This is a genomic window from Photorhabdus luminescens subsp. luminescens, assembly GCF_001083805.1.
Lineage (GTDB): Bacteria > Pseudomonadota > Gammaproteobacteria > Enterobacterales > Enterobacteriaceae > Photorhabdus > Photorhabdus luminescens.
The window spans coordinates 22,473-34,945 of the sequence record NZ_JXSK01000006.1; the positions used below are offsets into that span (position 1 = coordinate 22,473).

20 protein-coding genes are annotated in these 12,473 nt (G+C 39.9%); all 20 read left to right on the top strand.

The window, feature by feature from the left end; translation table 11 throughout:
* Positions 1-9 precede the first annotated feature (9 nt).
* The 20 genes from glnB (at position 10) to TI10_RS14945 (ending at position 12,435) form a co-directional block, all read left to right on the top strand.
* The gene (glnB, locus tag TI10_RS14855) at positions 10-348 is read left to right on the top strand and encodes a nitrogen regulatory protein P-II (protein ID WP_049584201.1); all 339 of its coding nucleotides are present in this window, start codon (positions 10-12) and stop codon (positions 346-348) included.
* A gap of 668 nt (positions 349-1,016) precedes the next feature.
* Positions 1,017-1,358: a contractile injection system protein, VgrG/Pvc8 family gene (locus tag TI10_RS26365; protein WP_053093455.1), complete on the top strand. Its 342-nt coding sequence runs from the start codon at positions 1,017-1,019 to the stop codon at positions 1,356-1,358.
* Positions 1,348-3,051, top strand: coding sequence for a type VI secretion system tip protein TssI/VgrG (gene tssI / locus TI10_RS14860; protein WP_053093456.1), 1,704 nt, complete (start codon positions 1,348-1,350; stop codon positions 3,049-3,051). The genes TI10_RS26365 and tssI overlap by 11 nt, the downstream gene beginning before the upstream one ends.
* Before the next feature lie 2 nt (positions 3,052-3,053).
* Positions 3,054-3,551: a DUF4123 domain-containing protein gene (locus TI10_RS14865; RefSeq protein WP_049584202.1), complete on the top strand. Its 498-nt coding sequence runs from the start codon at positions 3,054-3,056 to the stop codon at positions 3,549-3,551.
* Complete coding sequence (locus TI10_RS14870) at positions 3,548-3,889, top strand: hypothetical protein (protein ID WP_049584206.1); 342 nt, start codon at positions 3,548-3,550, stop codon at positions 3,887-3,889. Before TI10_RS14865 ends, TI10_RS14870 begins: the two co-directional genes overlap by 4 nt.
* Before the next feature lies 1 nt (position 3,890).
* Positions 3,891-4,664 carry a restriction endonuclease fold toxin 5 domain-containing protein gene (locus TI10_RS14875; RefSeq protein WP_049584207.1) on the top strand — a complete coding sequence of 258 codons (774 nt, stop codon included), beginning with the start codon at positions 3,891-3,893 and terminating at the stop codon, positions 4,662-4,664.
* Between the two features lie 12 nt (positions 4,665-4,676).
* Positions 4,677-5,399 (top strand): Imm52 family immunity protein, encoded by a 723-nt coding sequence (locus tag TI10_RS14880; RefSeq protein ID WP_049584208.1) that lies wholly within the window; start codon positions 4,677-4,679, stop codon positions 5,397-5,399.
* A gap of 47 nt (positions 5,400-5,446) precedes the next feature.
* Positions 5,447-5,575 (top strand): PAAR domain-containing protein, encoded by a 129-nt coding sequence (locus TI10_RS26370; RefSeq protein ID WP_279615326.1) that lies wholly within the window; start codon positions 5,447-5,449, stop codon positions 5,573-5,575.
* A gap of 1 nt (position 5,576) precedes the next feature.
* On the top strand, positions 5,577-6,350 hold the full coding sequence (locus tag TI10_RS14890) for a restriction endonuclease fold toxin 5 domain-containing protein (RefSeq protein ID WP_049584209.1): 774 nt from the start codon (positions 5,577-5,579) through the stop codon (positions 6,348-6,350).
* A 12-nt stretch (positions 6,351-6,362) separates the two neighbouring features.
* Entirely contained in the window at positions 6,363-7,085 is a 723-nt protein-coding gene (locus TI10_RS14895; protein WP_049584210.1) for an Imm52 family immunity protein, read from the top strand.
* A gap of 47 nt (positions 7,086-7,132) precedes the next feature.
* A complete protein-coding gene (locus tag TI10_RS26375; protein ID WP_279615327.1) occupies positions 7,133-7,261 on the top strand; it encodes a PAAR domain-containing protein in 129 nt (42 codons plus the stop codon).
* Position 7,262: 1 nt separating this feature from the next.
* On the top strand, positions 7,263-8,036 hold the full coding sequence (locus TI10_RS14905; RefSeq protein WP_049584211.1) for a restriction endonuclease fold toxin 5 domain-containing protein: 774 nt from the start codon (positions 7,263-7,265) through the stop codon (positions 8,034-8,036).
* Positions 8,037-8,048: 12 nt separating this feature from the next.
* The gene (locus TI10_RS14910) at positions 8,049-8,771 is read left to right on the top strand and encodes an Imm52 family immunity protein (RefSeq protein ID WP_049584212.1); all 723 of its coding nucleotides are present in this window, start codon (positions 8,049-8,051) and stop codon (positions 8,769-8,771) included.
* Between the two features lie 47 nt (positions 8,772-8,818).
* Positions 8,819-8,947 (top strand): PAAR domain-containing protein, encoded by a 129-nt coding sequence (locus TI10_RS26380; protein ID WP_279615327.1) that lies wholly within the window; start codon positions 8,819-8,821, stop codon positions 8,945-8,947.
* A gap of 1 nt (position 8,948) precedes the next feature.
* Positions 8,949-9,704, top strand: coding sequence for a restriction endonuclease fold toxin 5 domain-containing protein (locus TI10_RS14920; protein WP_049584213.1), 756 nt, complete (start codon positions 8,949-8,951; stop codon positions 9,702-9,704).
* Between the two features lie 17 nt (positions 9,705-9,721).
* Positions 9,722-10,444 carry an Imm52 family immunity protein gene (locus tag TI10_RS14925; RefSeq protein ID WP_049584214.1) on the top strand — a complete coding sequence of 241 codons (723 nt, stop codon included), beginning with the start codon at positions 9,722-9,724 and terminating at the stop codon, positions 10,442-10,444.
* A gap of 47 nt (positions 10,445-10,491) precedes the next feature.
* A complete protein-coding gene (locus TI10_RS26065) occupies positions 10,492-10,620 on the top strand; it encodes a PAAR domain-containing protein (protein ID WP_336431717.1) in 129 nt (42 codons plus the stop codon).
* A 1-nt stretch (position 10,621) separates the two neighbouring features.
* Positions 10,622-11,386: a restriction endonuclease fold toxin 5 domain-containing protein gene (locus TI10_RS14935; protein WP_049584215.1), complete on the top strand. Its 765-nt coding sequence runs from the start codon at positions 10,622-10,624 to the stop codon at positions 11,384-11,386.
* Positions 11,387-11,398: 12 nt separating this feature from the next.
* On the top strand, positions 11,399-12,121 hold the full coding sequence (locus TI10_RS14940; RefSeq protein WP_049584216.1) for an Imm52 family immunity protein: 723 nt from the start codon (positions 11,399-11,401) through the stop codon (positions 12,119-12,121).
* A 47-nt stretch (positions 12,122-12,168) separates the two neighbouring features.
* Complete coding sequence (locus TI10_RS14945; RefSeq protein ID WP_049584217.1) at positions 12,169-12,435, top strand: PAAR domain-containing protein; 267 nt, start codon at positions 12,169-12,171, stop codon at positions 12,433-12,435.
* Positions 12,436-12,473: the final 38 nt, after the last annotated feature.

Below are 12,473 nucleotides of genomic sequence, written 5' to 3' on the forward strand. Positions count from 1 at the left end.
GAAAACTTCATGAAAAAGATTGATGCGATTATCAAACCTTTCAAGCTGGATGATGTGCGTGAAGCTCTGGCGGAAGTGGGTATCACCGGAATGACGGTAACCGAGGTAAAAGGTTTTGGGCGCCAGAAAGGGCATACCGAGCTGTATCGCGGTGCGGAATATATGGTGGATTTTCTGCCAAAAGTGAAAATCGAAATTATTGTGCCAGATGATATTGTCGATACTTGTGTTGAAACTATTATGCAGACTGCGCAGACCGGGAAAATCGGCGATGGTAAAATATTTGTATTCGACGTGGCGCGTGTTGTGCGTATCCGTACCGGCGAGCAGGACGAAGAGGCGATTTAGTTTAATTTAAATTTTGGGGGTGGTGATAGGCGGATAAATCTATGGTCACCCTCGATAAAAATCGCCGGAGTTTTCGATAATTAATTTCTAAAGGAAAATAGGATATTTGCATACAGAATTAAAATATTGGCTAATATAGAAAATATTTAGAATGCAGTAAAAATTCTGTCAATATAATATAAGGATTAGATAAATATACTAATTATCCATAACCAGTGATGTGGTTAATTAAATAATTATTTGAAAATACAGTATAAATTAATTATTCTCAAGGTGGCCGTATGCCGTTTTGATAAATAAATTTATCTTTTGTAAATTACTGAATGTGTTTTAAATCAATTATCAATCATTTAACCTCAATGACTATTATCAATTTAAATTTATTGGGAGAATTTAAGGCTATCTTTAAAAAACCGATTAAAGATGATTCTTGAGATAATCAAAGCATCTATGCCACATGGCGCTGTTTGGGATATGGATGATAACAGAGTTGCGGAAAGTTCGTTTGAAAGTTACCAAATTCCACTGTGGCGCCAATGTTGTATTTCATCATATTTTCTTATGATCTTATTGCCTGATTGATTAAAAAATATCATAATTGATTCTTTTGTGATCATTTCGTGTGGGTATATTGCGGACTGACAACTCAATTATAGGTAATAATGCTTATGGTTAATGATCTTAATGTGGAACGAACCGGACTTGTTTTTACTCTCACAGCCGGTAATCTCCCTGTGAAAACTTTTGCTGTGGTTGAATTTACACTGGATGAAGCCTTGTCAACGCTATTCAGTTTGCAAGCCACACTAACTTGTGCCAATCCAGACATTGATTTTGCGGATGTTCTGGATAAATACGCTACATTGACTGTTTATCGTGACGGGCAGCCTGAGCGTTATATCACTGGGATTGTGACTCATTTTGTGCAGGAAACAACGGGCCGTTATCGTAGTTGTTACTACCTGACCCTCCATCCATCCTTCCTTGTGGCGTGCCGGATTGCGGGTTAACTCCCGTATTTTTCAGAATAAATCCGTTACCGATATTATTGATAGGCTATTGAAAGAAAATGGCATTCGTCAATTCTCTTGCCTATTGCGTTATGAACATCCAGCGCGGGAATTCTGTGTTCAGTACGATGAGAGTGATTTGGCTTTTTTACAGCGTCTGTTAGCTGATGAGGGGATCTTTTATTACTATCACTTTGATCAGGGTAAGGGCGAGCCGACAATGGTTTTTGTTGACTCTTATGCCAAGAATGGTTCTCTTTCACTGCCCTACAACCCAGAACTTGATGCCACAGGCAACCAGTGTTGCATCAGCCAGTTTCGTTGGGGGGAAAGGGTGGGCATTGCTGAAGTTTCGGTGAGAGATTACACATTCAAACATCCCCGGTGGTATGCTGATTTTCAATTCCATGAGAGCCATAGGTACATCAATAATCAGCGTTCGGATTTAAATAGCTACTATTACTATGACTTTCCCGGACGTTATAAAGATGGAAATGGACAACGGATAAGTCAATATCGGTTGGAGGCATTGCGTAATGATGCTTTGCTCGGCAGTGGGCAGAGTGACAGTTTTGCTCTCTTGCCGGGCATGTGGTTTACGCTTACTGATCATCCGAAAGAAAAATTTAATGCGCCGTGGCAAATAATCCAAATTACTCACCGTGGCTATCAACCTCAAGCAGATGAATCTCATTTTGATCGCAGAGGGACGACTTTGACGAATGGTTTTACCTTTGGTAGTCCCAACCGGGTATGGCGTCCCTTGCCTTACCCCAAGCCACATATTGATGGCCTGCAAATTGCCACCGTGGTGGGGCCGGAGGGAGAAGAAATATTTTGTGATGAATATGGACGGGTACGGGTGCAATTTGCCTGGGATCGGTATGGCAAGCTTAATGATCAAAGTTCTTGCTGGATAAGAGTTAGCCAAGCTTGGGCTGGACACGGTTGGGGAATGATTACCATCCCGCGTGTTGGTCAGGAAGTGCTGGTTGATTTTATGCATGGCGATCCTGACCAGCCGATTATTACTGGACGAACCTATAATGCCGTCAATATCCCACCGAACCGTTTACCGATGGCAAAAACGCAAATGTTAATCCGATCAAAAACCCATAAAGGGGAAGGGTTTAATGAACTGCGTTTTGACGATGATAAAGGCGATGAAGAAATCTATATTCATGCTCAGAAGAATATGAAAACTGAGATTTTAAACGATGAAATGGTCAATATTGCACATAATCGGACTCATCATATTAAACACGACGCCCACTTACGTGTTGATAATGAATATCGAGTTCTGGCGAAGCATGATATTTCCGTTTCAACCGGGCAAAAACTTCATATCAAAGCTGACGATGCGTTGTTGGTACAAAGTGGAAATGAAATTCATCTCAGTTCCGGGGCGAAGGTGGTTATTGATGCCGGCAGCGAGCTCACCTTACAGGCTGCGGGGCATTTTATTAAAATTGATGCCAGTGGTATCAGTAGTAGTGCCGGGATTAGTTTTGCCAGTGGAACACCGGGCACAGGTTCGGGTTGGGGAGGAAAGTTGCCGGATATGCTGGATAAACTGAAACAGGTCAGTGCTGAAATATCCACTCCTGTTGCTAAAGCACCACTTAAAGAAATTTGTCTCAGTTGTTTGATGAAAGCTGAGCTTGAAGAAGCAATAACCGTTATCCGGGGGTAATTATGACACCTGAATTAAGCGAAAAACTGGTTAATTATCAGAAAGAACATCCCGGCGTTCGGCTTTATGCGTTGGTGAGTGGTTTGCAGTATGAGCGTTGTTTTGGTGAAGAAATTAATTATATCGTGGGTGTCAACAACCCACTATTCCGGCACTATCCAGATTCAAAAGTTGCGTTTGCAGGCCCGTGGCTGTTTGATATGGAATATGCTCATCAGTGGCAAGATAAATTATCAACCCTCGAAGAAACATATCCGGCAGTGTCATGGCTGTTAACCGCTCTATCATTAGATAAGTTGACCCACCATCTTGTACCATATTTGAATATTCAACTGCCGACAAAACAGACGGCACTGCTACGTTTTTATGATCCCCGTATTTTGCATCGCATCAGTGACATTTTTAGCCATGAGCAATTGTCTGCATTTACGCATGGTATTGATAAATGGGTTTATCAATACCATACCACTTATTATTCGGTGTCAGGAGCTCCATTATGATTGAATTGACTCAGGAACAGTTTGATATTATCACCAGATTGGAAAAACAGACGGTGGTTGATCGCATACAGACCGAACTTCTTACCAAACATGCGGATTTAATTCCTTCCCCATCTTCGCTTAACGAACGGCTAATGGCTGCTTATGATTATTTGCTGACATTAAACTTTCAGGATAAATACTTGATTCAATCCTATTTATCTCTGGTCGCATTTAATCCTGATTTTCAGCATGCCTCGTCAATCAAGTCTGCTTTGGAATCTCCTGATCAGAAATCCGAGCAACAGTTTAAAGATATTCTTTGTATTGCAAAAAATAAGATAAACAGGGGACGTTAATATGCCAATACCCTTATTAGTCCCTGTTGCAGTGGGTGCGGCTGAATATGTCGCCAGCGCCTGTGCTGGGGTATTAATTGCAGTCGGCATCATGGAAGCCGGTAAAGATAAATCCGTGATAGACGATGACAACATTCAACATAAAAAAACGGACTTTGTAATAAGCCCTGACATCACGGATGAAGATCGAAATATTGTCTGGAGTGCCGAAGTTCATGCGGATTTTTGGGAGGACGATGATTTAGGGAAAGAATCCGTTGATACCAGTGCAGTTCAGACTAAAGCACAGTCTAAGACGGAAGAGTGTGAAAAAACGGAAACTAAAAAAGAGTGTCAGGCTTGCCTGGCTATTCCGGTGACGAGTGAGAAATATCGTAAAGTTAGTCGCTGGAGCGCCATCACGATTAATTATCAGCGATTTATTGCTAAAACTAAATATGACCCGGCCACACAAATGATCCAGGAGTTTCAGTGCCTGAAAGTCACCTTTGATGGCTGGCGGCCAGCGTATTGCTTATTTCTGGAGGCCAAAGCGCGGTATGACCAATTTTTTAATAGTGAGGGTAGACCCAAAAATTGGTGGAAAGGGATGAAAGCAGGAAGAAAACAAGGTGCTCGACAACAAGCTGTATGTGACGTATTAGATAATACACCCCATGTGGAATGGCATTTTTTGCAGCCCATAAGTTGTGCTTATTTTAAGTCGCTATTTGTTGAACATAAAAACATTAGTGTTCACTATACACCCTGCTACGATTTAGTGGCAACAGTTTAATTCGAGGTAAATATGGCGATAATTCGTATAGAAATAAATGTACGTTATGAACAGCAGGAAACTATTATTGTTAATACTGCGTTAATGGATTTATTTCGTATCACACGACAAGTTGATATATTTTTCGGGCGAAAAAAAACGTGGTATTTAACTGGTTATTCACGAAAAGAAGCACTAAAACACATTGTGTTTGATGAAAAAGGGCCAACAGAAAAGACCGTGAGCTATTTTGAAAAATCTTATAAAAAAGATTTTCCATTACTTATTGAAGATATGTGGGATGGCGAAGAGGACAACCTATCTAGTGGTATTAGCTATAGTAAACAGTCAATAAAACGTCCTAACTGGGTTAAATTAGAACTGAACCTAAAAATTGACAGCAGTCAGTTTAGTATTTTCCGGTTAATTGAACTTGTCGAATACTTAGCGACTAGTCGTGACTTTCCTTATATTCAGGTGGAAACCAACGAATATACATTACGGAATAAACAGGTTTTCCCTGATCGACTCAGCGTCGGTTGGATGCTTTACCAACCCCGCATTATTGATAAATCCTATCTGCCTATAGCGGAAGATGTGCTCCCTGTGTACCAGAATAATGAACAGATAGGCACTCTAATTATCACCAAAAAAGGTATTTTTGATGGTAGAGATCAGGATGATATTGATAAATCCAATGATGTTGAAATTCAATTGGTAAATCTGGGATTACTGCCATTAATTACCGAAGTTTAATGAGGGAATGATGTTATTTACCAATCGAAAAACGAGGGAGAACTTTCATGTCAAAAGCAGTTATTCTGTTAGGCGATACGACAGATCGTGGCGGTAAGGTTATTACCGCTATTGTTGAATATACTCACAATGGTGTTCATATTATTGCAAAAAATAAGATAAACAGAGGACATTAATATGCCAATACCCTTATTAGCCCCTGTCGCTGTGGGGGCGGCTGAATATATCGCCAGCGCCTGTGCCGGGGTATTAATTGCAGTCGGTATCATGGAAGCGGGTAAAGATAAATCCGTGATAGACGATGACAACATTCGACATAAAAAAACGGGCTTTGTAATCAGCCCTGACATCACGGATGAAGATCGAAATATTGTCTGGAGTGCCGAAGTTCATGCGGATTTTTGGGAGGACGATGATTTAGGGGAGGAATCCGTTGATACCAGTGCGGTTCAGACTAAAGTACAGTCTAAGACGGAAGAGTGTGAAAAAGCGGAAACTAAAAAAGAGTGTCAGGCTTGCCTGGCTATTCCGGTGACGAATGAGAAATATCGTAAGGTTAGTCGCTGGAGCGCCATCACGATTAACTATCAGCGATTTATTGCGAAAACTAAATATAACCCGGTCACACAAATGATCCAGGAGTTTCAGTGCCTGAAAGTCACCTTTGATGGCTGGCGGCCAGCGTATTGCCTGTTTCTGGAGGCCAAGGCTCGGTATGATCAGTTTTTTGATATTGAAGGTGAACCTAAAATTTGGTGGAAAGGGAGTAAGTCGGGTAAAAAACAGGCGGAAAGGCATCAAATTGTTTGTGACGCACTAGAGGGTACACCGCATGTGGAATGGCATTTTTTACAACCAATCAGTTATGCTTATTTTAAGGTACTGTTTAGTCAATTTAAAAATATTAGTGTCTACTATACTCCCTGTGCAGATTTAATGGCGAGAGTCTAATTCGAGGTTTAAATGACAATAATCCGTATAAAAATTAATGTGTATTATGAACAACAGGAAACCATTACTGTAAATACAGCGTTAATGGATTTATTTCATATTACACGGCAAATCGATATTTTTTTCAGGCAGGAAAAAATATGGTATTTAACTGGTTATTCACGAAAAGAGGCCCTAAAACACATTGTGTTTGATAAACAAGGGCCAACAGAAAAGACAGTGAGTTATTTTGAAAAATCTTATAAAAGAGATTTTCCTTCACTTATTGAAGATATGTGGGATGGCGAGCGGGATGAGATAGCGAATAGTATTAGTTATAATAAACTGTCTACAAGAGGTCCTAACTGGGTTTGGCTAGAACTCAATTTAAAAATTGACAGTAACCAACTGAATGTATCCCGATTAATTAATTTAGTTAAATATTTAGCGACCAGCCGTGACTTTCCTTATATTCAAGTGGAAACTAACGGCTATACCTTAAAAAGCAGGCAGGTTTTTCCTGATCGCCTCAGTGTCGGCTGGATGCTTTACCAGCCTCGTATTATTGATAAATCCTATCTGCCTATGGCGGAAGATGTGCTCCCTGTGTACCAGAATAATGAACAGATCGGCACTCTAATTATCACCAAAAAAGGTATTTTTGATGGAAGAGATCAGGATGATATTGATAAATCCAATGATGTTGAAATTCAATTGGTAAATCTGGGATTATTACCATTAATTACCGAAGTTTAATGGGGGAATGATGTTATTTACCAATCGAAAAACGAGGGAGAACTTTCATGTCAAAAGCGGTTATTCTGTTAGGCGATACGACAGATCGTGGCGGTAAGATTATTACCGTTATTGATGAATATACTCACAATGGTGTTCCTATTATTGCAAAAAACAAGATAAACAGGAGAAGTTAATATGCCAATACCCTTATTAGCCCCTGTTGCAGTGGGTGCGGCTGAATATATCGCCAGCGCCTGTGCCGGGGTATTAATTGCAGTCGGTATCATGGAAGCGGGTAAAGATAAATCCGTGATAGACGATGACAACATTCGACATAAAAAAACGGGCTTTGTAATCAGCCCTGACATCACGGATGAAGATCGAAATATTGTCTGGAGTGCCGAAGTTCATGCGGATTTTTGGGAGGACGATGATTTAGGGGAGGAATCCGTTGATACCAGTGCGGTTCAGACTAAAGTACAGTCTAAGACGGAAGAGTGTGAAAAAGCGGAAACTAAAAAAGAGTGTCAGGCTTGCCTGGCTATTCCGGTGACGATTGAAAAGTATCGCAAGGTTAGTCGCTGGAGCGCCATCACGATTAACTATCAGCGATTTATTGCGAAAACTAAATATAACCCGGTCACACAAATGATTCAGGAGTTTCAATGCCTGAAAGTCACCTTTGATGGCTGGCGGCCAGCGTATTGCTTATTTCTGGAGGCCAAAGCGCGATATGACCAATTTTTTGATACTGAAGGTGAACCAAAAAGTTGGTGGAAAGGTCAGGTTTCTGCGAGAAATCAGGCAAAAAGACATCAAGTGGTCTGTGATGTACTGGAGGGGACTCCTCATGTGGAATGGCATTTTTTACAACCTGTCAGTTCTAGTTATTTTAAGATGTTGTTCAGTGAATATAAAAATATCAGTGTTCACTATACATCCTGTGTCAATTTGGCGATGACAGCTTAATTAGAGGTCTAAATGGCAATAATTCGTTTGAAAATTAATGTACGTTATGAACAGAAGGAAGTTATTACCGTAAATTCGGCATTAATGGATTTATTTCGTATAACACGGCAAATCGATATCTTTTTCGTGCAAAAAAAGATGTGGTATTTGACTGGTTATTCCCGAAAAGAAGCCTTGAAACACATTGTATTTGATGAAAAAGGTCCTACAAGCGTTGCAATAAAGGACTTTGAAAAAGAGTATAGGGGGAATTTTCCTTCATTTATCAATGGGATGTGGGATGGTCAAAAAGATGAGTTATCTTGTGGCATTATTTATGATAAATCAAAATCGGGGCATCCTGACTGGGTTAGGTTAGAACTCAATTTAAAAATTGACAGCAACCAACTGAATGTATCCCGATTAATTAATTTAGTTAAATATTTAGCGACCAGCCGTGACTTTCCTTATATTCAAGTGGAAACTAACGGCTATACCTTAAAAAGCAGGCAGGTTTTTCCTGATCGCCTCAGTGTCGGCTGGATGCTTTACCAGCCTCGTATTATTGATAAATCCTATCTGCCTATGGCGGAAGATGTGCTCCCTGTGTACCAGAATAATGAACAGATCGGCACTCTAATTATCACCAAAAAAGGTATTTTTGATGGAAGAGATCAGGATGATATTGATAAATCCAATGATGTTGAAATTCAATTGGTAAATCTGGGATTATTACCATTAATTACCGAAGTTTAATGGGGGAATGATGTTATTTACCAATCGAAAAACGAGGGAGAACTTTCATGTCAAAAGCGGTTATTCTGTTAGGCGATACGACAGATCGTGGCGGTAAGATTATTACCGTTATTGATGAATATACTCACAATGGTGTTCCTATTATTGCAAAAAACAAGATAAACAGGAGAAGTTAATATGCCAATACCCTTATTAGCCCCTGTTGCAGTGGGTGCGGCTGAATATGTCGCCAGCGCCTGTGCCGGGGTATTAATTGCAGTCGGCATCATGGAAGCCGGTAAAGATAAATCCGTGATAGACGATGACAGCATTCACCGTAATAAAACGGGTTTTGTAATCAGCCCTGACATCACGGATGAAGATCGAAATATTGTCTGGAGTGCCGAAGTTCATGCGGATTTTTGGGAGGACGATGATTTAGGGGTGGAATCCGTTGATACCAGTGCGGTTCAAACTAAAGCCCAGTCTGAAACGGAAGAATGTGAAAAAACGGAAACTAAAAAAGAGTGTCAGGCTTGCCTGGCTATTCCGGTGACGAGTGAGAAATATCGTAAAGTTAGTCGCTGGAGCGCCATCACGATTAACTATCAGCGATTTATTGCTAAAACTAAATATGACCCGACCACACAAATGATCCAGGAGTTTCAATGTTTAAAAGTGACCTTTGATGGCTGGCGGCCAGCGTATTGCTTATTTCTGGAGGCTAAAGCGCGATATGACCAGTTTTTTAAGGATAATAAACCTAAAAGATGGTGGACGGGCAGTTATTCAGCTAGGAATCAAGCAGAAAGGCATCAAATGGTTTGTGATGCGCTAGAAGGAGCACCTTTCGTGGAATGGCACTTTTTACAGCCCATCAGTTATGGATATTTTAAGGTACTATTTAGTAAATATAAAAATATCAGTGTCCACTATACCCCTGCGATAGTTTAGTTTAATCCGAGGTCAACATGGCGATAATCCGTTTAGAAATCAATGTATATTATCAACAGCAGGAAACCATTACCGCTAATACGGCATTAATAGACTTATTTAATATCACACGGCAAATTGACATCTTTTTTGGGCAGAAAAAGACTTGGTATTTAACTGGTTACTCCCGAAAGCAGGCTCTGCAACATGTTGTGTTTGATGAGCAGGGGCCAACTGGAGTTGCTATAAAAAGTTTCGAAAAAGATTACAAGAAAAATTTTCCGGCTCTTATTACTGGTATATGGGATGGTGAAAAGGATGAATTATCTAGTGGCATAGATTATAGCAAAATGCCAAGTGTTCGTCCTAACTGGGTTTGGCTGCAATTGAATCTAAATATTGACAGTCATCAGCTTGATATATTGAGGTTAATTAATTTGGTTAGCTATTTGGCCTTGAGCCGTAATTCATCGAATATTCAGGTAGAGTCGAATGAATATACCTTAAAAGGCAAACAAGTTTTCCCTGATCGCCTCAGCGTTGGTTGGATGCTTTACCAACCCCGCATTATTGATAAATCCTATCTGCCTATAGCGGAAGATGTGCTCCCTGTGTACCAGAATAATGAACAGATAGGCACTCTAATTATCACCAAAAAAGGTATTTTTGATGGAAGAGATCAGGATGATATTGATAAATCCAATGATGTTGAAATTCAATTGGTAAATCTGGGATTATTACCATTAATTACCGAAGTTTAATGAGGGAATGATGTTATTTACCAATCGAAAAACGAGGGAGAACTTTCATGTCAAAAGCGGTTATTCTGTTAGGCGATACGACAGATCGTGGCGGTAAGGTTATTACCGCTATTGATGAATATACTCACAATGGTGTTCCTATTATTGCAAAAAATAAGATAAACAGGGGACATTAATATGCCAATACCCTTATTAGCCCCTGTTGCAGTGGGTGCGGCTGAATATGTCGCCAGCGCCTGTGCTGGGGTATTAATTGCAGTCGGCATCATGGAAGCCGGTAAAGATAAATCCGTGATAGACGATGACAACATTCAACATAAAAAAACGGACTTTGTAATCAGCCCTGACATCACGGATGAAGATCGAAATATTGTCTGGAGTGCCGAAGTTCATGCGGATTTTTGGGAGGACGATGATTTAGGGGATGAATCTGTTGATACCAGTGCGGTTCAAACTAAAGCCCAGTCTGAAACGGAAGAATGTGAAAAAACGGAAACTAAAAGAGAGTGTAAGACTTGCCTGGCTATTCCGGTGACGAATGAGAAATATCGTAAGGTTAGTCGTTGGAGCGCCACCACGATTAACTATCAGCGATTTATTGCTAAAACTAAATATGACCCGGCCACACAAATGATCCAGGAGTTTCAGTGCCTGAAAGTGACCTTTGATGGCTGGCGGCCAGCGTATTGCTTATTTCTGGAGGCTAAAGCACGATATGACCAGTTTTTTAATAGTGAAGGAAATCCTAAAAATTGGTGGCAGGGAATTTATTCCGCTAAAGGCCAAGCACGCAGACATCAAGTAGTTTGTGATGCATTGGAAAATACTCCCCAGGTGGAATGGCATTTTTTACAACCTGTCAGTTCTAGCTATTTTAAGATATTGTTCGGTGAATATAAAAATATCAGTGTTCACTATACCCCTTGCGACAGTTTAGTTTAACACGAGGTTAACATGGCAATAATTCATATAAAATTTAATGTACGTTATGAGCAACAAGAAAACATTACTCCTAATATCGCATTGATAGATTTGTTTCATATTACTCGACAAATAGATATCTTGCTGGGACAGAAAAGAAACTGGTTCTTAAAGGGATATTCCCGTAAAGATGCCTTGAAACATATTGTATTTGATGAGCAGGGGCCAACTGAAGTTGCCATAAGAAGTTTTGAAAAAGATTATAGGAAAAATTTTCCGGCTCTTATTACTGGTATATGGGATGGTGAAAAGGATGAATTGGATAGCGGAATTGATTACTTTAAATCATCAACTTTTCGTCCCAATTGGGTTTGGTTAGTATTAAATTTAACGACTGATACTAGTCAGCTTAGTCTATCCCGATTAATTGATTTAGTTAAATACTTAGCGACCAGTCGTGATTTTCCTTATATTCAAGTAGAAACTAACGGCTATACCTTAAAAGGCAAACAAGTTTTCCCTGATCGCCTCAGTGTTGGTTGGATGCTTTACCAGCCCCGCATTATTGATAAATCCTATCTGCCTATGGCGGAGGATGTGCTTCCTGTGTACCAGAATAATGAACAGATCGGCACTTTAATTATCACCAAAAAAGGTATTTTTGATGGAAGAGATCAGGATGATATTGATAAATCCAATGATGTTGAAATTCAATTGGTAAATCTGGGATTATTACCATTAATTACTGAAGTTTAATGGGAAAATGATGTTATTTACCAATCGAAAAACGAGGGAGAACTTTCATGTCAAAAGCGGTTATTCTATTAGGTGATACAACAGATCATGGCGGTAAGGTTATTACCGCTATTGATGAATATACTCACAATGGTGTTCCTATAGCAGGTCAAGAAGATTTGGTCGAGTGTCCTCAATGTAAAGGTGTATTTCCTATTATTCAGGGTTCTGGCTCTTTAAAATATAAAGGAAAACCTATTGCGCTTGAAGGAATGCAAACAGCTTGTGGAGCAAAATTAATTGCTAGTCAGAGTAAACTTACCCATGACTTTTGAAATCAATGGAGCTGACGTCCAATAGGACGGGCTCCATG

What these genes read in the sequence shown, in the direction of transcription:
- glnB (WP_049584201.1), top strand. Translation starts at nt 10, where the DNA reads ATGAAAAAGATTGATGCGATTATCAAACCTTTCAAGCTGGATGATGTG.
- TI10_RS26365 (WP_053093455.1), top strand. Translation starts at nt 1,017, where the DNA reads ATGGTTAATGATCTTAATGTGGAACGAACCGGACTTGTTTTTACTCTC.
- TI10_RS14865 (WP_049584202.1), top strand. Translation starts at nt 3,054, where the DNA reads ATGACACCTGAATTAAGCGAAAAACTGGTTAATTATCAGAAAGAACAT.
- TI10_RS14870 (WP_049584206.1), top strand. Translation starts at nt 3,548, where the DNA reads ATGATTGAATTGACTCAGGAACAGTTTGATATTATCACCAGATTGGAA.
- TI10_RS14875 (WP_049584207.1), top strand. Translation starts at nt 3,891, where the DNA reads ATGCCAATACCCTTATTAGTCCCTGTTGCAGTGGGTGCGGCTGAATAT.
- TI10_RS14880 (WP_049584208.1), top strand. Translation starts at nt 4,677, where the DNA reads ATGGCGATAATTCGTATAGAAATAAATGTACGTTATGAACAGCAGGAA.
- TI10_RS26370 (WP_279615326.1), top strand. Translation starts at nt 5,447, where the DNA reads ATGTCAAAAGCAGTTATTCTGTTAGGCGATACGACAGATCGTGGCGGT.
- TI10_RS14890 (WP_049584209.1), top strand. Translation starts at nt 5,577, where the DNA reads ATGCCAATACCCTTATTAGCCCCTGTCGCTGTGGGGGCGGCTGAATAT.
- TI10_RS14895 (WP_049584210.1), top strand. Translation starts at nt 6,363, where the DNA reads ATGACAATAATCCGTATAAAAATTAATGTGTATTATGAACAACAGGAA.
- TI10_RS26375 (WP_279615327.1), top strand. Translation starts at nt 7,133, where the DNA reads ATGTCAAAAGCGGTTATTCTGTTAGGCGATACGACAGATCGTGGCGGT.
- TI10_RS14905 (WP_049584211.1), top strand. Translation starts at nt 7,263, where the DNA reads ATGCCAATACCCTTATTAGCCCCTGTTGCAGTGGGTGCGGCTGAATAT.
- TI10_RS14910 (WP_049584212.1), top strand. Translation starts at nt 8,049, where the DNA reads ATGGCAATAATTCGTTTGAAAATTAATGTACGTTATGAACAGAAGGAA.
- TI10_RS26380 (WP_279615327.1), top strand. Translation starts at nt 8,819, where the DNA reads ATGTCAAAAGCGGTTATTCTGTTAGGCGATACGACAGATCGTGGCGGT.
- TI10_RS14920 (WP_049584213.1), top strand. Translation starts at nt 8,949, where the DNA reads ATGCCAATACCCTTATTAGCCCCTGTTGCAGTGGGTGCGGCTGAATAT.
- TI10_RS14925 (WP_049584214.1), top strand. Translation starts at nt 9,722, where the DNA reads ATGGCGATAATCCGTTTAGAAATCAATGTATATTATCAACAGCAGGAA.
- TI10_RS26065 (WP_336431717.1), top strand. Translation starts at nt 10,492, where the DNA reads ATGTCAAAAGCGGTTATTCTGTTAGGCGATACGACAGATCGTGGCGGT.
- TI10_RS14935 (WP_049584215.1), top strand. Translation starts at nt 10,622, where the DNA reads ATGCCAATACCCTTATTAGCCCCTGTTGCAGTGGGTGCGGCTGAATAT.
- TI10_RS14940 (WP_049584216.1), top strand. Translation starts at nt 11,399, where the DNA reads ATGGCAATAATTCATATAAAATTTAATGTACGTTATGAGCAACAAGAA.
- TI10_RS14945 (WP_049584217.1), top strand. Translation starts at nt 12,169, where the DNA reads ATGTCAAAAGCGGTTATTCTATTAGGTGATACAACAGATCATGGCGGT.